Source organism: Pseudomonas sp. 5.2 (genome assembly GCF_059025405.1).
The window spans coordinates 107,074-129,786 of sequence record NZ_JBYBHH010000012.1; the positions used below are offsets into that span (position 1 = coordinate 107,074).

General features: G+C 63.6%; 22 protein-coding genes. 15 read left to right on the top strand and 7 right to left on the bottom strand.

Annotation, left to right across the window (positions count from 1 at the left end):
* Positions 1-47: 47 nt before the first annotated feature.
* The 8 genes from AC5PZ0_RS18790 to AC5PZ0_RS18825 all read left to right on the top strand — a co-directional run bounded on the left by AC5PZ0_RS18790 (position 48) and on the right by AC5PZ0_RS18825 (position 9,447).
* The gene (locus AC5PZ0_RS18790) at positions 48-1,415 is read left to right on the top strand and encodes a PepSY-associated TM helix domain-containing protein (RefSeq protein ID WP_493855496.1); all 1,368 of its coding nucleotides are present in this window, start codon (positions 48-50) and stop codon (positions 1,413-1,415) included.
* A gap of 233 nt (positions 1,416-1,648) precedes the next feature.
* Positions 1,649-3,055: a D-serine/D-alanine/glycine transporter gene (cycA, locus tag AC5PZ0_RS18795; RefSeq protein ID WP_027592573.1), complete on the top strand. Its 1,407-nt coding sequence runs from the start codon at positions 1,649-1,651 to the stop codon at positions 3,053-3,055.
* Between the two features lie 187 nt (positions 3,056-3,242).
* Complete coding sequence (gene urtA / locus AC5PZ0_RS18800) at positions 3,243-4,508, top strand: urea ABC transporter substrate-binding protein (protein WP_027592572.1); 1,266 nt, start codon at positions 3,243-3,245, stop codon at positions 4,506-4,508.
* A gap of 129 nt (positions 4,509-4,637) precedes the next feature.
* Complete coding sequence (gene urtB / locus AC5PZ0_RS18805; RefSeq protein WP_099430559.1) at positions 4,638-6,125, top strand: urea ABC transporter permease subunit UrtB; 1,488 nt, start codon at positions 4,638-4,640, stop codon at positions 6,123-6,125.
* Positions 6,125-7,204, top strand: coding sequence for an urea ABC transporter permease subunit UrtC (gene urtC, locus AC5PZ0_RS18810; protein ID WP_027592570.1), 1,080 nt, complete (start codon positions 6,125-6,127; stop codon positions 7,202-7,204). Before urtB ends, urtC begins: the two co-directional genes overlap by 1 nt.
* Positions 7,201-8,058: an urea ABC transporter ATP-binding protein UrtD gene (urtD, locus tag AC5PZ0_RS18815; protein ID WP_027592569.1), complete on the top strand. Its 858-nt coding sequence runs from the start codon at positions 7,201-7,203 to the stop codon at positions 8,056-8,058. The genes urtC and urtD overlap by 4 nt, the downstream gene beginning before the upstream one ends.
* Before the next feature lie 143 nt (positions 8,059-8,201).
* The gene (gene urtE, locus AC5PZ0_RS18820) at positions 8,202-8,900 is read left to right on the top strand and encodes an urea ABC transporter ATP-binding subunit UrtE (protein WP_027592568.1); all 699 of its coding nucleotides are present in this window, start codon (positions 8,202-8,204) and stop codon (positions 8,898-8,900) included.
* 31 nt (positions 8,901-8,931) lie between these two features.
* Positions 8,932-9,447, top strand: coding sequence for a GNAT family N-acetyltransferase (locus tag AC5PZ0_RS18825; protein WP_186677396.1), 516 nt, complete (start codon positions 8,932-8,934; stop codon positions 9,445-9,447).
* A 132-nt stretch (positions 9,448-9,579) separates the two neighbouring features.
* On the opposite strand, the gene AC5PZ0_RS18830 is transcribed toward AC5PZ0_RS18825, so the two are convergent.
* Positions 9,580-9,885 (bottom strand): chaperone modulator CbpM, encoded by a 306-nt coding sequence (locus AC5PZ0_RS18830; RefSeq protein WP_027592566.1) that lies wholly within the window; start codon positions 9,883-9,885, stop codon positions 9,580-9,582.
* Between the two features lie 2 nt (positions 9,886-9,887).
* The gene (gene cbpA / locus AC5PZ0_RS18835) at positions 9,888-10,844 is read right to left on the bottom strand and encodes a curved DNA-binding protein (RefSeq protein WP_099430563.1); all 957 of its coding nucleotides are present in this window, start codon (positions 10,842-10,844) and stop codon (positions 9,888-9,890) included.
* Positions 10,845-11,008: 164 nt separating this feature from the next.
* Here cbpA and AC5PZ0_RS18840 point away from each other — a divergent pair, with 164 nt between their 5' ends.
* Positions 11,009-12,280 (top strand): Hsp70 family protein, encoded by a 1,272-nt coding sequence (locus AC5PZ0_RS18840; protein WP_085272321.1) that lies wholly within the window; start codon positions 11,009-11,011, stop codon positions 12,278-12,280.
* 124 nt (positions 12,281-12,404) lie between these two features.
* Here the strand turns inward: AC5PZ0_RS18840 and AC5PZ0_RS18845 are convergent, their stop codons facing one another.
* The 3 genes from AC5PZ0_RS18845 to AC5PZ0_RS18855 form a co-directional block, all read right to left on the bottom strand.
* On the bottom strand, positions 12,405-13,412 hold the full coding sequence (locus AC5PZ0_RS18845; RefSeq protein WP_027592563.1) for an AI-2E family transporter: 1,008 nt from the start codon (positions 13,410-13,412) through the stop codon (positions 12,405-12,407).
* A gap of 71 nt (positions 13,413-13,483) precedes the next feature.
* Complete coding sequence (locus AC5PZ0_RS18850) at positions 13,484-13,768, bottom strand: PsiF family protein (RefSeq protein WP_027592562.1); 285 nt, start codon at positions 13,766-13,768, stop codon at positions 13,484-13,486.
* 63 nt (positions 13,769-13,831) lie between these two features.
* Positions 13,832-14,620, bottom strand: coding sequence for an AraC family transcriptional regulator (locus AC5PZ0_RS18855; RefSeq protein WP_099430565.1), 789 nt, complete (start codon positions 14,618-14,620; stop codon positions 13,832-13,834).
* Between the two features lie 189 nt (positions 14,621-14,809).
* On the opposite strand from AC5PZ0_RS18855, the gene AC5PZ0_RS18860 reads away from it, so the two are divergent.
* The gene (locus AC5PZ0_RS18860; RefSeq protein ID WP_493855497.1) at positions 14,810-15,703 is read left to right on the top strand and encodes a DMT family transporter; all 894 of its coding nucleotides are present in this window, start codon (positions 14,810-14,812) and stop codon (positions 15,701-15,703) included.
* Here AC5PZ0_RS18860 and AC5PZ0_RS18865 read toward each other — a convergent pair.
* The gene (locus AC5PZ0_RS18865) at positions 15,684-16,574 is read right to left on the bottom strand and encodes an esterase/lipase family protein (protein WP_099430567.1); all 891 of its coding nucleotides are present in this window, start codon (positions 16,572-16,574) and stop codon (positions 15,684-15,686) included. The genes AC5PZ0_RS18860 and AC5PZ0_RS18865 overlap by 20 nt on opposite strands.
* A 123-nt stretch (positions 16,575-16,697) precedes the next feature.
* Here AC5PZ0_RS18865 and osmE point away from each other — a divergent pair, with 123 nt between their 5' ends.
* A complete protein-coding gene (gene osmE, locus AC5PZ0_RS18870) occupies positions 16,698-17,039 on the top strand; it encodes an osmotically-inducible lipoprotein OsmE (RefSeq protein ID WP_027592558.1) in 342 nt (113 codons plus the stop codon).
* A 48-nt stretch (positions 17,040-17,087) separates the two neighbouring features.
* Positions 17,088-17,618 (top strand): ferritin-like domain-containing protein, encoded by a 531-nt coding sequence (locus AC5PZ0_RS18875; RefSeq protein WP_027592557.1) that lies wholly within the window; start codon positions 17,088-17,090, stop codon positions 17,616-17,618.
* 116 nt (positions 17,619-17,734) lie between these two features.
* Here AC5PZ0_RS18875 and AC5PZ0_RS18880 read toward each other — a convergent pair whose 3' ends face one another.
* The gene (locus AC5PZ0_RS18880) at positions 17,735-19,801 is read right to left on the bottom strand and encodes an AsmA family protein (protein ID WP_493855498.1); all 2,067 of its coding nucleotides are present in this window, start codon (positions 19,799-19,801) and stop codon (positions 17,735-17,737) included.
* A gap of 339 nt (positions 19,802-20,140) precedes the next feature.
* Between AC5PZ0_RS18880 and AC5PZ0_RS18885 the strand changes: the two genes are divergently transcribed.
* From AC5PZ0_RS18885 to AC5PZ0_RS18895, 3 genes are all read left to right on the top strand, one after another.
* Positions 20,141-20,548 carry a phage infection protein gene (locus AC5PZ0_RS18885; protein WP_493855499.1) on the top strand — a complete coding sequence of 136 codons (408 nt, stop codon included), beginning with the start codon at positions 20,141-20,143 and terminating at the stop codon, positions 20,546-20,548.
* Positions 20,549-20,672: 124 nt separating this feature from the next.
* Positions 20,673-21,305, top strand: a complete 633-nt coding sequence (locus tag AC5PZ0_RS18890; protein WP_027592554.1) for a TetR family transcriptional regulator — start codon at positions 20,673-20,675, stop codon at positions 21,303-21,305.
* 273 nt (positions 21,306-21,578) lie between these two features.
* The gene (locus tag AC5PZ0_RS18895; protein WP_493855500.1) at positions 21,579-22,697 is read left to right on the top strand and encodes an AGE family epimerase/isomerase; all 1,119 of its coding nucleotides are present in this window, start codon (positions 21,579-21,581) and stop codon (positions 22,695-22,697) included.
* The last annotated feature ends 16 nt before the right edge of the window (positions 22,698-22,713 follow it).

Here is a 22,713-nt window from a genome sequence, read left to right on the forward strand (position 1 = left end):
GGCGCGGCCACGGTCGCGCCCCTCACCTGGTCAAACAGGAGGTTCCCATGCGCGGAACACGCATCTCTTTCTACAACCTGGCCTGGCGTTGGCATTTTTACGCGGGGCTGTTCGTCGCCCCGTTCATGATCCTGCTGGCGATCACCGGGATCATCTACCTGTTCAAGCCGCAGCTCGACCCGCTGCTGTACCGCGACCTGATGGTGGTCGAAGCCGGCCATCACCGACAGGCCGCGGATGTGATGCTGGCCGAGGTACGCCAGGCGTATCCGCAAGGCCATGTGGGGCAGTACCTGCCGCCCCTGAATGCCGAACGCAGCGCGCAGTTCGTGGTGCATGACGGCGGCCGTGAACTGAACGTGTTCGTCGACCCCTACAGCGGCAAGCTGCTCGGTGCGCAGGACGGCAAGCAGAACCTGCAAGCGATAGCCCGTGCCCTGCACGGCGAGTTGATGGTCGGCACGGTCGGTGACCGCCTGGTGGAGCTGGCAGCAGGCTGGGGCATCGTGCTGGTGGTGTCCGGCCTGTACCTCTGGTGGCCACGTGGGCGCAACAGCGCGGGCGTGCTGTGGCCGCGTTTTTCCGCACGCGGTCGGCTGCTGTGGCGTGACCTGCATGCGGTGACGGGGTTTTGGGGCTCGGCCCTGCTGCTGCTGATGCTGCTCAGTGGCATGACCTGGACGGGCCTGTGGGGCAAGCAATACGCCGATCTGTGGAACCGCTTCCCGGCCGCGATGTGGAACGACGTACCCAAGTCCGATCAGCAGGCAGGTGAGCTCAACAGCGCCCATCGCCAGACCGTGCCTTGGGCAATGGAAAACACCCCCATGCCGCAGTCCGGCGCCCATGCCGAACATGCCGGGCATCACATGATGTCGAATGCCCCGGCAGCGCCGCAGGTGAGCCTGCAGCAGGTCGAGGACATCGCCACTGCGCGCCAGGTCGAACCGGGCTACAGCATTACCTTGCCGACCACGGCCGACGGCGTGTTCACCGTTGCGGTATTCGCCGACGACCCGCGCAACGATGCCACCCTGCATGTCGACCAGTACACCGGCAAGGTGCTGGCCGACGTGCGCTGGCAGGACTACAGCCCGGTTGCGCGTGCCACCGAGCTGGGCGTGATGCTGCATGAGGGCAAGATGTTCGGGGCGTTCAACCAGGTCATCATTCTGCTGGTGTGCCTGATGATCTTGCTGGGTTCGGTCAGTGGCCTGGTGATGTGGTGGAAACGCCGGCCGGCTGGCGGGCTGGGAGTGCCGCCGCTGCGCCATGACCTGCCGCGCTGGAAGACGGCGGTTGCGGTGATGGTGGTGTTGGGGGTGATGTTCCCGCTGGTGGGGGTGTCGATGGTGGTGATGTGGCTGGTCGATAGCCTGGTGGTGCGCAGGCGCCGAGTGCTGGCCAGCGCCTGAGACTTGCTGCGCTGTTGCCGGCCTCTTCGCGGGACAAGCCCGCTCCCACAGGGTGACGTGCTTCTCAAGCGCAACACAATACCTGTGGGAGCGGGCTTGCCCGCGAAGAGGCCGGCAATAGGTACAACGCTGCACCGCAAAGGTCGTGTCGATCTGTCGCGCCCCGAATTGGGACGCCCGTGTTAGCCTACTCGGCTTTCACAAAAAGACTGACCCTCAATGGAATGCAGCCAATGACCCGGACCTCTTCCCCGCCCGCTGAAGAGCAGCATCTGCAGCGCAACCTGACCAACCGTCACATTCAGCTCATCGCCATCGGTGGCGCGATCGGCACCGGCCTGTTCATGGGCTCGGGCAAGACCATCAGCCTCGCCGGCCCGTCGATCATCTTCGTCTACATGATCATCGGCTTCATGCTGTTCTTCGTCATGCGCGCCATGGGCGAATTGCTGCTGTCGAACCTCAACTACAAGTCGTTCATCGACTTCTCGGCCGACCTGCTCGGCCCCTGGGCCGGCTACTTCACTGGCTGGACCTACTGGTTCTGCTGGGTAGTCACCGGTATCGCCGACGTGGTCGCGATTGCCGCCTACACGCAATTCTGGTTCCCCGACCTGCCGCAGTGGATACCCGCGCTGACCTGCGTGGCGGTGCTGCTGTCGCTGAACCTGGTTACCGTGAAGATGTTCGGCGAGCTCGAGTTCTGGTTCGCGCTGATCAAGATTGTCGCCATCCTCGGCCTGGTCGCCACCGGCCTGTACATGGTCATCAGCGGCTTCGAATCGCCGAGCGGGCGCACCGCGCAACTGGCCAACCTGTGGAATGACGGCGGTATGTTCCCTAATGGCCTGATGGGCTTCTTCGCCGGGTTCCAGATTGCCGTGTTCGCCTTCGTCGGTATCGAGCTGGTCGGCACCACGGCCGCGGAAGCGAAGAACCCCGAGCGCACCTTGCCACGGGCCATCAACTCGATCCCGATCCGTATCATCGTGTTCTACGTGCTGGCGCTGATCGCGATCATGGCCGTGACCCCGTGGCGCGATGTGGTGCCAGGCAAGAGCCCATTCGTCGAACTGTTCGTGCTGGCCGGCCTGCCAGCGGCAGCCAGCATCATCAACTTCGTGGTGCTGACCTCGGCCGCCTCGTCGGCCAACAGTGGCGTGTTCTCTACCAGCCGCATGCTGTTCGGCCTCGCCCAGGAAGGCGATGCCCCCCGCGCGTTCGAGAAGCTGTCGCGGCGCGCCGTGCCGGCCAACGGCCTGTACTTCTCGTGCACCTGCCTGCTGTTGGGCGCGGTGCTGATCTACCTGGTGCCCGATGTGGTCGAGGCGTTCACCCTGGTCACCACGGTGTCGGCGGTGCTGTTCATGTTCGTCTGGACGCTGATCCTGCTGTCGTACCTCAGCTACCGCAAACGCCGCGCCGCACTGCACCAGGCGTCGAAGTACAAAATGCCCGGCGGGCGCTTCATGTGCTACGTGTGCCTGGTGTTCTTTGCCGGCATTCTGGTGCTGCTGAGCCTGGAAGACGACACCCGCGCAGCGCTGCTGGTGACGCCGATATGGTTCGTGCTGCTGGCAGTGACCTACCAAGGTGTGCGCAGCAAACGCCATCCGCGCACGGCGGTGCGTAACGGCTGATGCCGCATGGGGCTGCTTTGCAGCCCCAATCCTGTGCACACACATCTGCAAGGCACCAACCTGGACCTTGCAAACGCCCCAACACCTCGCACACCCCCTCTATTACGCACCTTCCGCCACTCGGCACACCCCTTGCAACGCCCCTCCCGCTTGGCCAACACCATAAAAATCTCAGCGGAGAGAGCACATGAAGCGTCGCAGTCTGATCAAGGCCTTTACCCTCAGCGCATCGATTGCGGCGATGGGTCTTAGCTGGAGCATCCAGGCCGCCGAGACCATCAAGGTCGGCATCCTGCATTCGCTGTCCGGGACCATGGCCATTTCCGAAACGTCGCTCAAGGACATGGCGCTGATGACCATCGACCAGATCAACGCCAAGGGCGGTGTGAACGGCAAGATGCTCGAAGCGGTGGTGGTCGACCCAGCGTCCAACTGGCCACTGTTCGCCGAAAAGAGCCGCCAGCTGCTGACCCAGGACAAGGTCGCCGTGGTGTTCGGCTGCTGGACCTCGGTGTCGCGCAAATCGGTGCTGCCGGTGTTCGAGGAGCTCAACGGCCTGCTGTTCTACCCGGTGCAGTACGAGGGTGAAGAGATGTCGCCGAACGTGTTCTACACCGGCGCCGCGCCTAACCAGCAGGCCATCCCCGCCGTGGAATACGTGATGAGCGAAGAAGGCGGCAGCGCCAAGCGCTTTTTCCTGCTGGGCACCGACTACGTCTACCCGCGCACCACCAACAAGATCCTGCGCGCCTTCCTGCACAGCAAGGGCGTGGCCGACAAGGACATCGAAGAGGTCTACACCCCGTTCGGCCACGCCGATTACCAAACCATCGTCGCCAACATCAAGAAGTTCTCCGCGGGCGGCAAGACGGCGGTCATCTCCACCGTCAACGGCGACTCCAACGTGCCGTTCTACAAAGAGCTGGCCAACCAAGGCCTGAAAGCCACCGACGTGCCCGTGGTGGCGTTCTCGGTGGGTGAGGAAGAACTGCGCGGCATCGACACCAAGCCGCTGGTGGGCCACCTGGCCGCGTGGAACTACTTCGAGTCGGTGGATAACCCGGTCAACCAGAAGTTCGTCGCCGACTGGAAGGCCTACGCCAAGGCCAAGAACCTGCCGGGCGCCGACAAGGCGGTGACCAACGACCCGATGGAAGCCACTTATGTGGGCATTCACATGTGGGCGCAGGCGGCTGAAAAAGCCAAGTCCACCGATGTCGACAAGGTGCGCGAGGCACTGGCTGGCCAGAGCTTCCAGGCACCGTCCGGCTTCACCCTGACCATGGACAAGACCAACCACCACCTGCACAAGCCGGTGATGATCGGCGAGATCCAGGATGACGGGCAGTTCAGTGTGGTTTGGGAAACCGAGCAGCCGCTGCGGGCACAGCCTTGGAGCCCGTTCATTCCGGGCAACGACAAACGCCCTGACTATGCGGTGAAAGGTAACTGAGTGCACTGGGGCTGCTTTGCAGCCCATTCGCCGGCAAGCCAGCTCCCACAGAGATCGCTTTACACAGGTTCACTGTGGGAGCGGGCTTGCCCCGCGAAGAATCCACCGCCGATTTCCAGGATTACCCGCATGCTCAGACTCCTGCTCACCCTGCTGCTCCTGCTGCCCCTGGCAACCCAGGCCAGCGAGGGCGAATTCTTCCTCACCGCCAAGCCTGCCGAGCAAGCCCGCCTGCTCGAAAGCTGGGCAGCCCAACCCGATGCCGCGCGCCTGCCGCTGCTGGAAAACCTGCGCCAAGGCCGCATCGCCGAGGGCGACACCCGCAAGGTGCGCCTGAACAACCGCCTGCGCAGCCTGATCGACAACGCCCTGGCCAGCCACCAGTTGCTCAGCGACAACAGCGACACTCGCCTGGCCGCTGCCCAGCAACTGCAAAAGAGCGCGCAACCCGCACAGATGGCCTTCCTCGACCGGCGCTTTGCCAGCGAACCGGACGCAGCGGTGCACGCAGCCCTGGGCTTGGCCCTGGCCAACCTGCAACTGGGTGCCAGCGAACCTGCCGTACGCCTGGCCGCCGTGCGCTTGCTGGGCGAGACCGGCGACCCGGTCGCCCGTACACGCCTGGAAGCGCTGCTGCAGCCCGGCGTCGAAAGCGACGCCGCCGTGCGCACGGCGGCTGAAACCAGCCTGGCCCAGGTCAAACGCAAACTCATGGTCGGCGAACTGCTCGGCCAAGCCTTCAGCGGCCTGTCGCTGGGTTCTATCCTGCTGCTGGCAGCCCTGGGCCTGGCGATTACCTTCGGCCTGCTCGGGGTGATCAACATGGCCCATGGCGAGATGCTCATGCTCGGGGCCTACAGCACCTACATGGTCCAGGTGCTGCTGCAGCGTTACGCCCCCGGCGCGATCGAGTTCTACCCGCTGATCGCCCTGCCCGTGGCCTTCGCCGTCAGCGCCGGGGTCGGCATGGCGCTGGAGCGCACGGTGATCCGTCACCTTTACGGCCGCCCACTGGAAACCCTGCTGGCGACCTGGGGGATCAGCCTGATCCTGATCCAGGCCATCCGCCTGCTGTTCGGCGCGCAGAACGTCGAAGTCAGCAACCCGGCGTGGTTGTCCGGCGGTATCCAACTGCTGCCCAACCTGGTGCTGCCGTACAACCGGCTGGTGATCATCGGCTTCGCCCTCGCGGTGGTACTGCTCACCTGGCTGCTGCTCAACCGCACGCGGCTTGGCCTTAACGTGCGCGCAGTGACCCAGAACCGCAACATGGCCGCCTGCTGTGGCGTGTCCACCGGGCGCGTCGACATGCTCGCCTTTGGCCTAGGGTCGGGCATCGCCGGGCTGGGTGGCGTGGCCTTGAGCCAGGTCGGCAACGTCGGCCCGGACCTTGGCCAGAGCTACATCATCGACTCGTTCCTGGTGGTGGTGCTCGGCGGTGTCGGGCAACTGGCTGGCAGCCTCTGGGCCGCCTTCGGTCTCGGCATCGCCAACAAGCTGCTGGAGCCGCAGATCGGCGCGGTGCTTGGCAAGATCCTCATCCTTGCGTTGATCATTCTGTTCATCCAGAAGCGCCCGCAAGGCCTGTTCGCCCTCAAGGGACGGGTAATCGACTGATGAACCAGCCACTGCTTGTCACCGCTTCGCAAAAAGCCGGGCCGCGCCTGTCGCTGGCCATCGGCGCTGTCGTCGTCCTGCTGTTGCTGGCCCTGCCGCTGCTGTCGTTATTGCCGGCGGACCATGCCCTGCAGGTTTCGGCCTACACCCTGACACTGGTCGGCAAGATCCTCTGCTATGCCATCGTCGCCCTGGCCCTGGACCTGGTCTGGGGCTATGCCGGGCTGCTGTCGCTGGGCCACGGCCTGTTCTTCGCCCTCGGCGGCTACGCCATGGGCATGTACCTGATGCGCCAGGCCGCCGGGGACGGGCTGCCGGGTTTCATGACCTTCCTGTCGTGGACCGAACTGCCTTGGTATTGGGCCGGTACTCAGCATTTTGCCTGGGCGCTATGCCTGGTGGTGCTGGCGCCGGGCCTGCTGGCACTGGTGTTCGGCTTTTTCGCCTTCCGTTCGCGGATCAAGGGCGTGTACTTCTCGATCATGACCCAGGCCCTGACCTTTGCCGGCATGCTGCTGTTCTTCCGCAACGAAACCGGGTTTGGCGGCAACAATGGCTTCACCAGCTTCCGCACCATCCTGGGCTTCGACATCGCCGCGCAAGGCACCCGCGCGGTGCTGTTCCTGCTCACTGTCGGCCTGCTGCTGGCCAGCCTGTACCTGTGTTGGCGCCTGACCCAAAGCAAATTCGGCCGCCTGCTCACCGCCGTGCGCGACGCCGAAAACCGCCTGATGTTCTGCGGCTACGACCCACGCGGTTTCAAGCTGCTGGTGTGGGTGCTGAGCGCCGTGCTGTGCGGCCTTGCCGGTGCGCTGTACGTGCCTCAGGTGGGCATCATCAACCCCAGCGAGATGTCGCCGACCAACTCCATCGAAGCCGCCGTGTGGGTCGCCCTTGGCGGGCGTGGCACGTTGATTGGCCCGCTACTTGGTGCTGGCCTGGTCAACGGCATGAAGAGCTGGTTCACCGTGGCCTTCCCGGAGTTCTGGCTGTTCTTCCTCGGTGCGCTGTTCATTCTCGTCACCCTGTACCTGCCCAAGGGCGTGGTCGGTCTGTTGAAGAAAAGGAGCCAACCATGAGAGGCGTGCCCCCTGTGCATCCAGAATTCATGCTTGAACCGGTGTTCGACAACCTCGGCGCCGGCCGCGACGCCATCGGCCTGGGCAGCCGCCGTACAGCGGGCCTGGACACCCGCCATGGCACGGTGCTGAGCCTGGAAGACATCAGCGTCAGCTTCGATGGTTTCAAGGCCCTCAACGCGCTCAACCTGTACATCGGCGTCGGTGAACTGCGCTGCATCATTGGCCCCAACGGCGCTGGCAAGACCACGATGATGGACGTGATCACCGGCAAGACCCGCCCCGACACCGGCAGCGCCTTCTTTGGCGACACCCTCGACCTGACCCGCATGAGCGAATACCAGATCGCCCAGGCCGGCATCGGCCGCAAGTTCCAGAAGCCGACGGTGTTCGAAGCACTGACCGTGTTCGAGAACCTGGAGCTGGCCCTGAAGACTGACAAGTCGGTGTGGGCCAGCCTGGCCGCGCGGTTGAGTGGAGAGCAACAGCAGCGCATTGACGAGGTGCTCGCCACCTTGCGCCTGCAATCCCTGGCGCAGCGCCAGGCGGGGTTGCTGTCTCACGGCCAGAAGCAGTTCCTGGAGATCGGCATGTTGCTGGTGCAAGAGCCACAACTGCTGCTGCTCGATGAACCGGTGGCCGGCATGACCGACGCCGAGACCGAGTTCACCGCCGAACTGTTCAAGGGCCTGGCCGGCAAGCATTCGCTGATGGTGGTGGAGCACGACATGGGGTTTGTCGGGAGCATTGCCGACCATGTCACCGTGCTGCACCAAGGTAGCGTGCTGGCGGAGGGGTCGCTGGAGCAGGTGCAGGCGGATGAGCGCGTGGTCGAGGTGTACCTGGGCCGATGATTCAAACAGCCTGCACCGGCCTCTTCGCGGGGCAAGCCCGCTCCCACAGGGGAATCACTCCATCCGAAAACTGTGGTGAACCTGTGCGGGCTTGCCCCACGAAGGGGCCGGTGCAGCCACAACAAAAAACTCAGGGACATGACATGCTCAAGATTGACACCCTGCACCAATACTACGGCGGCAGCCACATCCTGCGCGGCCTGTCCTTCGAAGCCAAGGTTGGCGAAGTCACCTGCCTGCTGGGCCGCAACGGCGTGGGCAAGACCACCCTGCTGCGCTGCCTGATGGGCTTGGTCGCCGCCCGCGAAGGCAGCGTCGAATGGGAAGGCAAGCCGATCACCACGCTCAAGCCCCAGCAACGGGTCCACGCCGGCATCGCCTACGTGCCGCAAGGCCGGGAAATCTTCCCGCGGCTGACCGTGGAAGAAAACCTGCTGATGGGCCTGTCGCGCTTTCCCGCCCGCGAGGCCCGCGAAGTACCCGCCTTCATCTACGAGCTGTTCCCGGTACTGGAACAGATGAAACAGCGCCGCGGCGGCGACTTGTCCGGGGGCCAGCAGCAACAACTGGCCATTGGCCGTGCCCTGGCCAGCCGCCCGCGCCTGCTGATCCTCGACGAGCCCACCGAAGGCATCCAGCCCTCGGTGATCAAGGAAATCGGCGCGGTCATCCGGCGCCTGGCCGAGCGTGGCGACATGGCCATCCTGCTGGTCGAGCAGTTCTACGACTTTGCCGAGGAACTGGCCGACCAGTACTTGGTGATGGCGCGTGGCGAAATCATCCAGCGTGGGCGTGGTGAAAACATGCAAGCCGAGGGTGTACGCGGGCTGGTAACCATTTAATCTGCGCCCATCGACCTTGTGAGACGCTGCAATGAGCCACGAAATCCGCGACGCCTTGCCCGCCGACGTGCCGGGCATCCTCGACATCTACAACGACGCCGTGCGCAACACCACGGCGATTTGGAACGAGACCCCGGTGGACCTGGCCAACCGCCAGGCCTGGTTCGAGGCCAGGGCACAACAGGGCTACCCGATACTGGTGGCGGTGGATGAGACCGGCGTGCTGGGGTATGCATCGTTCGGCGACTGGCGGCCGTTCGAGGGTTTTCGCCATACCGTCGAGCACTCGGTGTATATCCGTGGCGACCAGCGCGGCAAGGGTTTGGGGCCGGTGTTGATGGCCGCGTTGATCGAGCGTGCGCGGGGCTGTGGCAAGCACGTGATGGTGGCAGCGATCGAAAGTGGCAATGCGGCGTCGGTACGCCTGCATGAGCGGCTGGGGTTCGTGGTGACCGGGCAGATGCCGCAGGTGGGGGTGAAGTTTGGGCGGTGGCTGGATTTGACCTTCATGCAACTGGTGCTGAACCCGGGGGCTGAGCCCGCTTAAGTATTGTGCTGGCTGTACCGGCCTCTTCGCGGGGCAAGCCCGCTCCCACAGGTACCCCACTGTAATCTGATTCAGTGCGGTACCTGTGGGAGCGGGCTTGTCCCGCGAAGAGGTCGGTGCAGGCAGACAGACTCACATCTGGATAAACCTACCTAAGCGCTGCTTCAGCATGCTGTTCTCACTGCGCAACTGCTGCACTTCCTGCAGCAGCTCCAGCGCCAGCGCCACGCCTTCCCACTCCAGTTCCAACTCTTGGTGCAGCTTCGCCGCACGCTTGGCCAAAAGCGGCGCCTGATCGTCGAACAACCAATCCTCGGGCGTTCGCCCAGAGGGTTCGACGATGCCGTGTTCGACAATTTCGATCACGTAGTCGGCCGTAATATCGGCCTCCTGGCAGAGGGTGCGCATGTCCAGTTGAACGATCAAGGTGCTGCTCATGATCACTTACTCCATTGTGCCCTCGGGTTGAATGCGGCCTTCTCGGAAAGCTTGGCCCACAGTTCACGGGTAGACTCGTCGGATGCCGTCGGCATGACCACTTTGAGCTGCGCGTAGAGGTTGCCGCGCTCGCCGTGCTTGTTGGCCAGGCCCTTGCCCGGTACCCGCAGGCGTTGGCCGCTCTGGCTGTCGGGGCGGATGGTCAGGTTGATCTTGCCATCCAGGGTCGGCACCGCCACCTTGGTGCCCAGCGCAGCCTCCCACGGTGCCAACGGCACGGTGATGATCAGGTCATGACCTTCGACATCGAACAGCGGATGCGGTGCCATGCGGATGGTCAGGAACAGGTCGCCATTGGGCCCGCCGCCACTGCCCGGCGCACCCTGGCCCTTGAGGCGAATGCGCTCGCCGTCGGTCACCCCGGCAGGGATCTTGACGTTCAGGGTCTTGGTGGTGAACCCGGTGCGCTGCCCGGCGGCATTGGTTTGCGGCACCTGGAAGCTGATCTGCTTGGATTCCTTGCTCAGGGTCTCCTCAAGGAAAACCGCCAGTTCCAGCTCCACGTCCTGCCCTCGCCTGCCTGCACTGCGCTGTTGCCGGGCGCCACCAAAGGGGTTGCCCCCGCGCGCGCCAAAAATCGAGCTGAAGAAGTCGGAGAAGTCGCCGCCTTCAAAACCACCGCCCGCACCACCGCCCCGGTTTTCCCAGCCCGGCGGCGCCTGGAACGGCCGGCCATGCTGGCCGCCGTACTTGCGGATTTCGTCGAATTCGGCACGTTTCTGCGCGTCGCCCAGCACTTCGTAGGCCTCGTTGGCCTCTTTGAACTTGTCCTCGGCGTCGCGCTCCTTGCTGACATCGGGGTGATACTTGCGCGCCAGCTTGCGGTACGCGGCCTTGATCGCCTTGTCATCCGCCGTGGGCTCTACGCCGAGTATCTTGTAATAGTCTTTGAAGTCCATCTGTGGATCACCAATGTGAAATTGCGTGTTGCAACTGAAGATAGGGGTCAAGCATAGCCTTTCAAGGCCCACTTGGGATTGCTGCATGGCAGACGACTGGTCTTGATTCTCTTGCCAACTGGCATAAACTGCGCGGCCGTTTTGCCTCCGGAAGCCCTTTTCCCATGTCTGACGTATCCCCGGCCCGCGCCCTGGGCATCGACTTTGGCACCTCTAACTCCACGGTCGGCTGGCACCGCCCTGGTACTGAGTCGCTGATCGCCCTGGAAGACGGCAAGATCACCCTGCCTTCGGTGGTCTTCTTCAACATCGAGGAGCGTCGCCCGGTGTATGGTCGCCTGGCGTTGCACGAATACCTGGAAGGCTACGAAGGCCGCCTGATGCGCTCGCTCAAGAGCCTGCTCGGCTCCAAGCTGATCAAGCACGACACCAGCGTGCTGGGCAGCGCCCTGCCGTTCAAGGACCTGCTGGGCATGTTTATCGGCGAGCTGAAAAAGCGCGCTGAAACCGCCGCCGAGCGCAGCTTCGACCAGGTGGTGCTGGGCCGTCCGGTGTTTTTCGTCGATGAAGACCCGGCCGCCGACCAGGAGGCCGAGGACACCTTGGCCGACGTGGCACGCAAGATCGGCTTCAAGGACGTGTCGTTCCAGTACGAACCGATTGCCGCAGCCTTCGACTACGAGTCGAGCATCAGCCGTGAAGAGCTGGTACTGATCGTCGATATCGGCGGTGGTACCTCCGACTTTACCCTGATCCGCCTGTCGCCCGAGCGCCACCTGGTGGCCGAACGCCAAAGCGACATTCTCGCCACCGGCGGCGTGCACATTGGCGGTACCGACTTCGACAAGCAACTGAGCCTGCAGGGCGTGATGCCGCTGTTCGGCTATGGCAGCCGGATGAAGAGCGGCGCGCTGATGCCGACCAGCTATCACCTCAACCTGGCCACCTGGCACACCATCAACGCCCTGTATTCGCAGAAGTCGCAGCTGGCCTTGGGCAACATGCGCTACGACATCGAAGACACCCTGGGCATCGACCGCCTGTTCAAGCTGATCGAACAGCGCGCCGGCCACTGGCTGGCGATGGAAGTGGAAGCCAGCAAGATCGAGCTGACCGAGCACGACAGCCGCCATATCGACCTGCGCCGGGTAGAGCCGGAGCTGACAGCGGAACTGACCCGTGCCGTGTTCGAAGCGGCGATCGAAGGCCTGCTGGAACGCGTGCGCGGCAGCGTCAGCGAGCTGCTGAACAAGGCGGGCGTCAGCGAAGGGCAGGTGGATACCGTGTTCTTCACCGGGGGTTCGAGCGGGATTCCGGCGCTGCGTAACAGCGTGGCAGCGATGCTGCCCAATGCCCGGCATGTGGAAGGCAACATCTTCGGCAGCATTGGTAGCGGGTTGGCGATTGAGGCGCGTAAGCGGTACGGCTCGATCTGATAAACCTCTATAGCCTGCGCTGGCCTCTTCGCGGGGCAAGCCCGCTCCCACAGGATCACCATTGCCGCTGTGCTGTAGGTAATCCTGTGGGAGCGGGCTCGCCCCGCGAAGAGGCCAGTACGGGTTAAACCAGCTCCACCCGCCGCAGCTCACTCTTCAGGTAGGCATAGTAGATCGGCCCCGCCACCACCCCCGGCAAGCCGAAGGCCGCCTCGAACACCAGCATCGCCAACAACAGTTCCCACGACTTGGCACTGATCTGCCCGCCGACGATCCGCGCGTTGAGGAAATACTCGACCTTGTGGATGACGATCAGATAGCCCAACGCCGCCAGCGCCACCCAGATCGACAACGACAACCCGACAATGGTGATCAGGGTGTTGGACATCAGGTTGCCGATCACCGGCAGCAGCCCGAGCAGGAAGGTCAGCACGATCAGTGTCTTGGTCAGCGGCAGGTGCACACCGAACAGCGGCAGCACCACGGCCAGGAAGATGCCGGTGAAGGTGGTGTTGAGCAGCGAAATCTTGATCTGCGCGAAGACAATGTTACGAAACGCCTGCACCAGCAGGTTCAGGCGTTCGAACAGCGCTGCCGCCAACGGCTTGCGCCGCGAGATGTCAGGGATGCGCTGCAGGGCAACGATGGCGCCGAGGATCATGCCGATCAGCAAGGTGACGAACATGTGCGCCATGCCCTTGCCCACCAGTTGCAGCTCACCCAGGTGGCTTTTGAGCCAGTCACCGATGGCCACTTTGAACTCGGCGGCACTGGCCGGCAGGTAGCCTTCGATGAACGGCGGCAACTGCCCACGGGCCCGCTCGACCAGGGCCATGAACTTGTCCAGCGAAGCCCCGGGGTTTTCTGCCTCGTGCAGCAGGAAGCTGAACGCGCCGGCGATCAGCAGGGTCAGGGTGGTGACCACCAACGTGCCGAGCAGGGCCACGGCCAGCCAACGCGCACGTTGCCCGGCGATCAACGGCTGCAGCCGTGGCGTCAGCATGTTGACCAGTTCGAACACCAGCAAACCGGCAAGCAGGCTCGGCAGCAACTTCAGGGGCAACGCCAGCAGCAGGCCGGCAAACACGATGATCCAGCTGGCCAGGGTGACCTGGCGGGGGGTGAAAGTCATACAGCCTCAGGGGCAGACAACGGAAAAGACCCGCAGTCTGCCAGCCTTCGTCCTACAGGCATAGGCGCAGGTCATTTCTTCTTCAGGCAGTCGCTCATGAACGCTTTGCGCTCATCACCCTTGAGTGCCTTGGTGCTGGCGTCGGCGTTGCAGGTCTTCATCTTTTCCTGCTGGGTGGCAGGCACGCTCTTCTTCAGGCAGTTGCTCATGAACGCCTTGCGTTCGTCGCCCTTGAGCGCTTTGGCGGTGGCGTCGGCGTTGCACGAGGTCATCTTTTCCTGTTGCGCGGTGGCGGCGAACCCTTGCGCGCTGAACAACACAGCCAACACCAGCAGTGGCATTTGCAACAGCTTCATGGAGTGGTCTCCCTGTTTCCGCGCCCGATGCGCGGTGGTGCCACTGAGTGTAGACAAGAATTTTTACAGCTCAGCCCGCGACTGGCGCCGGTACTGCTCCGGCGTGCAGTGGGCCTGGCGCTGGAACATGGCGATGAAGGCCGAGCCGCTGCTGTAGCCGAGGTCGAAGGCAATGGCCTGAATCGGCAAGCCCGCTTCCAGCGCCTCGATGGCGCGTAAAAAGCGCAGGCGCAGGCGCCATTCACCGAAACTGATGCCCAGTTCGCGAAGAAACTGGCGGGCCAAGGTACGTTCGCTGACATGCACCTGCGCGGCCCAGTCGGCCAGCGGGCGGTTGTCACCCGGGGCGTGGCTCAAAGCGTCGAGCACCTGGCCCAGGCCCTCGCTGCGGGCGAAGGGCAGGTAGCAGGTTTGGGTCGGGGCCAGCAGCAACTGGTCGAGCAGTACCTGCACCAGGCGCTGGTCGCGTTCATCTTGCGCCACCTTCAGGTCACGCCGGGCGAAGTCGCCAAGGATGGCCTTGAGGATGTCGCTGATGACCAGGCTGCACGGTTGTTGCGGCAGGTCGGCGCACAGGCTGCGCGCCAGGTAGACCGAGCGGTAGACGATGGCCTGGGGGTTGTAACAGCCATGCTCGGTGCCCGGCGGCACCCAGACGGCGTAGTGCGGCGGCGAGAGAAAGCGCTGGCCTTCGACGTCCAGGTGCATGACGCCGTGGGCCGCGTAGTTCAGTTGGCCCCAGGCGTGGCGGTGTGGCGCACTGTGGGTGTCGGCGCCAAATTCGTCATGGCGGAAGTACACCGGCGCCGGGAGTTGGTCGAAACCGGGGATGTCGAGGTATTTGCGCGGCATGCTGTCTGCTTCAAAGGGTGGGCTGTCTGGATACAAGTATAGGCTTGCGAACAGACAGCGGATAATACCGGGCTATCGGGGCCTGTTGTGCAGGCCTTCGCGGGCAAGCCCGCTCCTACAGGTACAGCGCTGCCTGCAAACTGCGCGCTGCAAAGCAGGCCCAACCTTGCCAAACCGAGTAACCGCGACATGAACTACACCTTCCCCCTGCTCGCCATCCTCATCTGGGCTGGCAACACCGTCGTCACCAAGCTGTCGGCCGGTGCCATCCACCCTGCCGAGATCGGCTTCTATCGCTGGCTGCTGGCCGGCCTGCTGTTCACCCCCTTCCTGCTACCGGCCGTGTGGCGCAACCGCGCCGCCATCCGCCCGCACCTGGGCAAGGTCTTCGTCCTCGGCGTGCTGGGCATGGCCCTGTACCAGAGCCTGGCGTACTTCGCCGCCAGCATCACCAGCGCCACCAACATGGGCATCATTCTCTCGCTGATGCCGTTGATGTCGCTGGCCCTGTCCATTGCCTGGCTCGGCCAGCGCCTGACCTTCGGCGCCTTGATCGGCGCCCTGGTGTCGTTTTTCGGCGTGCTCGAGGTGGTCTCCGCCGGCCACCCCGGGGCGCTGCTGGAACAGGGCCTGAACAGCGGCGACCTGCTGATGCTGGTGGCCACCCTGGCCTACGCGCTGTACAGCTTCCTGCTGAAGAAATGGCAATTGCGCCTGCCGCCCTTGCAGCTGCTGTACCTGCAGGTGCTGGTGGCTATCATCGTGCTGCTGCCGTTGTTCCTGCTGTCGGACAAGACCGGCCTGAACGCCCACAACGTCGGCCTGGTGCTGTACGCCTGCGTGCTGGCTTCGATGATCGCGCCGCTGGTATGGATGCAGGCCGTGCACCGCCTGGGGCCAAGCCGTACCACGCTGTTCTTCAACCTGCTGCCGCTGGTCACCGCGCTGATCGCCGCCGTGGTGCTGGATGAACAACTGGCCCGCTATCACCTGATCGGCGGCCTGCTGACCCTGGCCGGGGTGATCCTTGCCGAACGCTGGACCACACCGGTGCGCCGCCGCGTCATAGCCCCGCAGCTTTGAGCCGGGCGGCGTGTTCGGTGAACAGCCGCACCGGTTCGGCGCCCTTGCCGACTGCCCCCAGCGACTGGTTGACGATGTCCAGGTGATCGAGCGGGTAGTCATCGCCGATCACCTGCCCCAGGTGCGAGCTGAAACGCCCGACCATGCCGTCGCAATGGCCCTTTTCCTTGACGAAGCTGCGGGCGAACAAGCGGCAGAAGCGGTTGCTGCCGTCAAAGCGGTTGCGCCCTTGGTCAGTCAGGCCAGGCTGCAAGGTGCCTGACCAGGAGTAGTAGCGCACGCCGTTGACCTGCGCGGGCCCTTCACCGCCCCAGGTGTCGGGCAGGCCCTGTGGATAAGCCTGGTTGAACAGCGCCACCCCGTCGCTGGTCAGCGACTGGTGCGAGGCGTGCACGTCGATGGGCAGCGGGTCGCGCCGCCAACCGGTTTCCAGCCACACCAGCAGCACGGCCACGCCATGCAGCACCGCCTTGAGCATGCGCCCTTGGGGTGAATCGCCAGGCGCTGTGCGTTCCAGGTGGTCAGCCAGTTCGGAGCCATGGTTGGGCCCCGCCACCGACGTCACCGAAGCCACCCGGTCGGGCCGTTTGGCGGCCGCATAGCGCGCATCCAAGGCGCCTTGGCTGTGGCCGATAAGGTTGACCTTGGCCGCGCCGCTGCGCTGGCAGATGCCTTCGATGATCGCCAGCAACTGCTCGCCGCGCACTTCGCTGGAATGCAACGGCGACACTTGTACGGCATGCACCTGCGCGCCGCCCTTGCGCAAGGCCGGCACGATCCCGAACCAGTAGGGATAAAGCAGTACCCGCACGAAGCCGAGCATGCCCGGCACCAGCACCACAGGGTATCGCGTAGCCAGTTCCTGCCCCATTGCCCTGCCCCTCTCCGTGGACGACGGCCCACACTACAGCGGCTTCGATGACCATCGCAATCGAACTCCTGGCGCGCCGTGCGGTTCCAAACCAGAACAGACCCTTGAGCAAGGAGCGGGACCATGTACAAGCAGACCCTGGCAATCCTTCTGGCCAGTGCAACCCTGGCCGCCTGCGGCAGCCGCCCGGAAAACCCGGTGGATTACGTCACCTACCGTGACGAACCGTTGGTCAAGCAGGTCGAGCACGGCATGACCATGCAGAAGGTCATTGCCATCGGCGGCAGCCCGTCGAACGTGATCGACCTGCCGCACGGGGGCACCTGCAACGACTACATCCTCAACCGCGACGGCAAGCAGCAGCCCTACTACGTGCGTTTCGACGCCACCGGCCATGTCGACGCCAAGGGCTTCAAGACGTGCAAACAACGACAAGAGGACAGCGACGCCGTCCACGGCGCGTGAGCCTTCGTTACCACTTGACCCCCCGTCCTGATTCGTTTGGAGATAACCATGAGCAACGTTGAACTGACCGATGTGAAAACCCTGCGCGAACGTGCCCGTCAGCACGTGGAGCAAGGCGCGGTGACCGAGGGTTACCACGCCGACCGTACCGAGATCCTGCGCCTGCTCAATGAGTCGCTGGCCACTGAACTGGTCTGCGTGCTGCGTTACAAGCGCCACTACTTCATGGCCAGCGGTATCAAGGCCAGCGTGGCAGCCGAAGAGTTTCTGGAGCATGCCAACCAGGAAGCCGAGCATGCCGACAAGCTGGCCGAGCGGATTGTCCAGCTGGGTGGCGAGCCGGACTTCAACCCGGACAACCTGACCAAGAATTCCCATGCCCAGTACGTGGCAGGTAGCAACTTGAAAGAAATGGTGCTGGAAGACCTGGTGGCCGAGCGCATTGCGATCGACAGCTACCGCGAGATCATTCAGTACATTGGTGATAGCGACCCGACCACGCGCCGTATTTTTGAAGACATCCTGGCGCAGGAAGAAGAGCACGCGGACGATATGTCCGATTTGCTGCAAGGGCTGTAATCGCACGGGGCTGCGTTGCAGCCCGTTCGCGGCACAAGGCCGCTCCCACAGGGGAATGCGATCTCCTGTAGGAGCGGCCTTGTGCCGCGAATGGGCCGCAAAGCGGCCCCCTTCACTCATTTCTTGCCTTTCACCTCAGTCGGCGCCTTGCCCGCCCTCATCTGCTGCAACAACGGCGTGCACTGATTAGGCTCATCCCCACTGCTCGGCGCGATCAATGCCAGCAACCCCGCCGCCGGCCCCGCGACCACCCCTAACGCCACCATCCCCGCGCCACGCAACGCCAATGGCACTGCCTGCACCCCGGCACTGGGCTTGGCAAACGGCCCGCGCACGTACAAAGGCGAACGCAGCGAGAACAGCCGCAGCCCTTTCGACTCCGGGGTGATCTTCAGGTCAAGCTGCTCGCTGGCAAAGTTCGCCGTGCCGTTGATGTAGATGATCGCGTTCTCGGTATCGAAGATGAACAGGCGTGTCGTCGCCAGCCCATCCTTGATGCCGACATCGGCCGCCGCGCAGTTGATCTGCACGTCCTCGTCACCGAACAACTTGCCAATCACGTAGTTGCCCACGTTCAGCCCGGCGATTTCCATCAGGCTGCGGCTCACTGCACCATCGTTGATCAACATGCGCAGGTCGCCATTGGCCGTGCCCAGCAGTGCCGCCACCGAGTTGCCGCGGCCGGTGATGTCGGCATCGCCGTTCAGCTCGCCAAAACTGGTCTGCATCGGTGCGAAGGTGGGGAACAGTTGCTTGAGCTTGAAGCCCCGCGCAGTCAGCTGTGCACGGCCTTGCAAGGGTACGCTGCGGCCATCCAGGCGGATCCTGGAAGCCAGGTTGCCGCCGGCCACGCCAAAGCGCAGCGGTGCCATGCGCAGCAGGCCGTCTTCGAGAATCACGTGGGCAGACAGGTCGTTGAACGGCAATTGCTCACTGTGGACGATGCGCTTGCCGGCAAATTCGACATCGGCGTCCATGGCGCGCCAACGGTCGGTGCGAAATTCCTCCACCGGCAGCACTTTGCCCGTCGGCTGCTTGCTGGCCCCGCCGCGGGCCTTCTGCTCGGCGTTGGAGTCGGCACCGATCAGCGGCGCCAGGTCCTTGAACAAGAGCTGGTTGGAGACCAGCTTGCCGGAGAGTTTGGGCCGTGGCTGGCTGGCCACGAAGGCCAAGTCGCCGTGGATGTCGCTGTCGCCGATCTTGCCATTGAACCCTTGGTAATTGAACGTGGCGCCTTGCTCGGCATGCAGGTTGGCGCTGAGGTGGCCGTCGGTGGCATAAGCCGGAGTGTCCGGCAGGGTCACGCCGGTCAACGGGTAAAGGTTGCCCAGGCTATTGCCGGACAGGCGCAGGCGCAGGTCGAGCGCGCCGAGGTTGCGCGGGTCGGTCAGGGTACCGGCGAGCACCACGTGGGTATCCGCAATGCGCACATCGGCCTGCAACGGGAACGGTTGGCTGGCGTCCTGCAGCGCCAGCAGGCCACCGATCTTGCCGGTGCCGGACACTGGCTGGCCCTTGTAGCGGCCTTGGGCCTTGAAGCCGAACGCGTAGTCCTGGGCGCCGCCGGTTTTTTCGGCACGCGCCTTGCCGACGATGTCGCTGAACGGGATCGGCTTGCCCAGTGGGTCGACCTGCACCTTCATGCTGGTCTTCAGGGTCTGGTCATCGAGGCTGACGTTGCCTTGGTCAAAACCGATTGCCCCGATGTCCAACTGCCATTTCGAGGGTTCCGCGTTTTCGTCTTTGGGGCCGAAGTCAAAGGTCCAGTTAGCGCGTCCGTCGGCCAGGCGAGTGAGGCTGGCCGTCGGTTTGGTCAGGTTGATGCGGGGGATGACAATCTGCTGGAACACCAGCGGCAGCGGCGCCAGGCGGAACTCCACCCGCTCGAGGCCAACCATTTTCGGCTCCTTGAGCCAAACGGGGTTGCCCAAGGTCAGGTCCTCGGCAATGAAGTGCGGCCAGGGCACCCACGCGCGCCAGCCACCTTCTTCAGGTTCGGTCCGCCACTGCACGGCAAGGTTGCCATTGATCGCGAACGGCCGGTGCAGGGCTTCGGATACCTTCTCGTTGAGCAACGGCTTGACGCGGTTCCAGTCGAAGGTGGCGATTACCACCACCAGTATCGCCACGAGGGTCAACAGGGTGGCAAGGGTCCAGACGAGGATTCTGGCGGGTCGCGTCATTGCGTGATTCTCCTGACGGCATGGCACAAAGCGGGCGCCGATGGCACTCATTAACTCGGACTGATGAAAACCCGCTGGGTTTTATCCGTGGCGCCATGATAGCGAAGTTTTTCCTGGCTTCTTGTTCAGCATTTGCGCTGGGCAAGGGCGTTACCCTGGCCCTAAAGCGTGAAGTCAAAAAGCCATCACCCACCTCAAGACACTTGCACTAGAGCCATCAGCAGCCTCTATCAATGCTGTCGATTGTTACCATTATCCTTATGAACTTTTCTCTGGCGTTCCCGGGCGTAGCATTGGCTCCGTACCCACTTTCCAGCCCCCCAGAGGAGCACCGAAATCATGAAACGCCACCTGCTGACCCTGACCCTGTCCCTGCTTGCTGCCAACGCGTTCGCCCTGCCGGCCGCTGAACAGCACCTGACCGCCGAATCGCGTTCCAGCGCCGCAGAAGTCGCCCAGCCTCTGAAAACCGTTGCCGAAGGCGGTTCGGATCGCTTGATCGAACGCACTGGCCGTGTAGCCGAAGGTGGCTCCGATCGCCTGATCGAACGCACTGGCCGCGTAGCCGAAGGTGGCTCCGATCGCCTGATCGAGCGCACTGGCCGGGTTGCCGAAGGTGGTTCCGATCGCCTGATCGAGCGTGCTGGCCAAGTCGCCGAAGGCGGTGCCGACCGTTTGATCGAACGCTCTGGCCGCGTAGCTGAAGGTGGCTCGGATCGCCTGGTTGAACTCAGCCGTGTGAGCTGATCGCCATGGCCGAAAAGAACAACCTGCAGCACATTGCCTGCTCACCTCCAAGCCCGGTCCATTGACCGGGCTTCGTTTTTTTAACTAGAGTGCCCAGCCTCGACCGACACAGAATCCTGCCCCCATGCTGCCGCGCGCCGAACAGAAGCTACAGACCCGCCAGGCCCTGCTTGATGCCGCCTGCCAGCTCATGGAGAGTGGCCGTGGTTTCGGCAGCATCAGCCTGCGCGAAGTGGCGAAAACGGCGGGTATCGTACCGACCGGTTTCTACCGGCACTTCCCCGACATGGACGCACTAGGCCTGGCCTTGGTGGCCGAGGTCGATACCACCTTCCGCCAGACCATCCGCCTGGTGCGCCAGAACGAATTTGAATTTGGTGGCATTACCGACGCCTCGGTACGCATCTTCCTCGACGTGGTCGCCGCCCACCGCGCCCAGTTCCTGTTCCTGGCCCGTGAGCAATACGGGGGCTCGCAGGCGGTCCGCCAGGCGATTGCCCGCCTGCGCCAGGACATCAGCGACGACCTGGCCACCGACCTGGCGCGCATGAAGCGCTGGCAGCACCTGGACGCTGCGGCACTGGCGGTAATGGCCGATCTGGTGGTGAAGACCGTGTTTGCCACCCTGCCGGAGCTGATCGACAGCCCCGACGCGGGTTATCCACAGGCCCTGACCGCGCAGGAAAAGATCACCCAGCAGCTGCGCTTCATCTTCGTCGGCGCACGCCATTGGCAAGGCTTGGGTAACCCGAGCTGATCTGTTGGCTATGCGGGCCTCTTCGCGGGCAAGCCCGCTCCCACACGAACTGTGTAGCCTCAAAGGCTAGCGCCGCACCTGTGGGAGCGGGCTTGCCCGCGAAGAGGCCGGAATAATCACCACAAGACAGTTGCCCTCACACGAACGGCACCGCTTTCAAGGGCAGCTCGATCACCTGTGGGAGCGGGCTTGCCCGCGAAGAGGCCCGTGTAAACAACCCAAAACCCCAGTTCTGCTACCATGGCGCACTGCCCGATTGTGACGAGCGCTTTCATGTCCGACCCCCGCCCCACTCCGCCCGAACTGGCCCGTTTCAACCAGCACTTCGCCGAGCGTATCGTGCCGCTGTGGCAAGGCCCGGGCTGGAACGACGAAATGGCCCTGCCCTTCGAAGCCCTGGACGCCCAGCACCGGCCATTGCCCGTGCAACGCTACCGGGCGATGGCCTGCGCTCGCCAACTGTATCTGTTCAGCAGCCGCATCGAGCAACCCGGCGCGGCAGCGCGAGCGGCGGCGTTGTTCCGTTCGTTGCAGCGGCATTTTCACGATGCCGAGCACGGTGGCTGGTTCTACAGCATCGATGCCGAAGGCAAGCCGCTGGACCGCCGCAAAGACCTCTACACCCATGCGTTCATCGTGTTTGCCTGCGCCCATTACTGGGGCAAGGTTCGCGAGAGCCTGGTGGAGTCTGCACTGAACGCTGCGCTGGAAATCGTCAGCGAGCAGTTCGCCCGCGACGACGGCTTGTACGAGGCGAGCCTCGGTGAAGACTGGTCCGTCCTGGGCAGCGGCCCGCTGCAGAATCCGCAGATGCACCTGGCCGAAGCGTTCCTGCAGGTGCTTGCCGTGCGTGAGGATGAAGGCGTGCAGCAGGCCCTGCTGCACCTGTGCGAGGCCCTGCAGGCGCAGTTCATCGAACCGCAGCATGGCCTGATGCTGGAAAAACCGCGCGGCACTGTGGATAACTGGTTCGAGCCGGGGCATCAGTTCGAGTGGTACTACCTGCTAGAAACCTCGGCGCTGCTGCGCGGTACGCCGTTGCATGCGTCCATCGACCGAGCATTCAGCTATGCGGAACAGTACGGTGTGAAAGATGCCGCCGTGCTGGCAATGCTGGACGTGGATGGCAAAGTGATCGATGCGACGCAGCGGATCTGGGCCCAGGCAGAGTATCTGCGAGCACTGACGTTGCGGTCGAATAATGAAGCAAAGCTGGCTGCGCAGTTGCAGGCGATGCAACTGCGCTTCCTGCATGACGGCGGCTGGTACGAGTGCCGGGATGGAGGGGGAGATGTCAGTCGACACGATATGCCTTCTACAACCCCCTACCACTTGGCAACATGCCTCGAAGCAAGCATGGCACATGGCTTTAAGGGAAAAGCTTCCTGCTGACCTGCGAATGCACAGT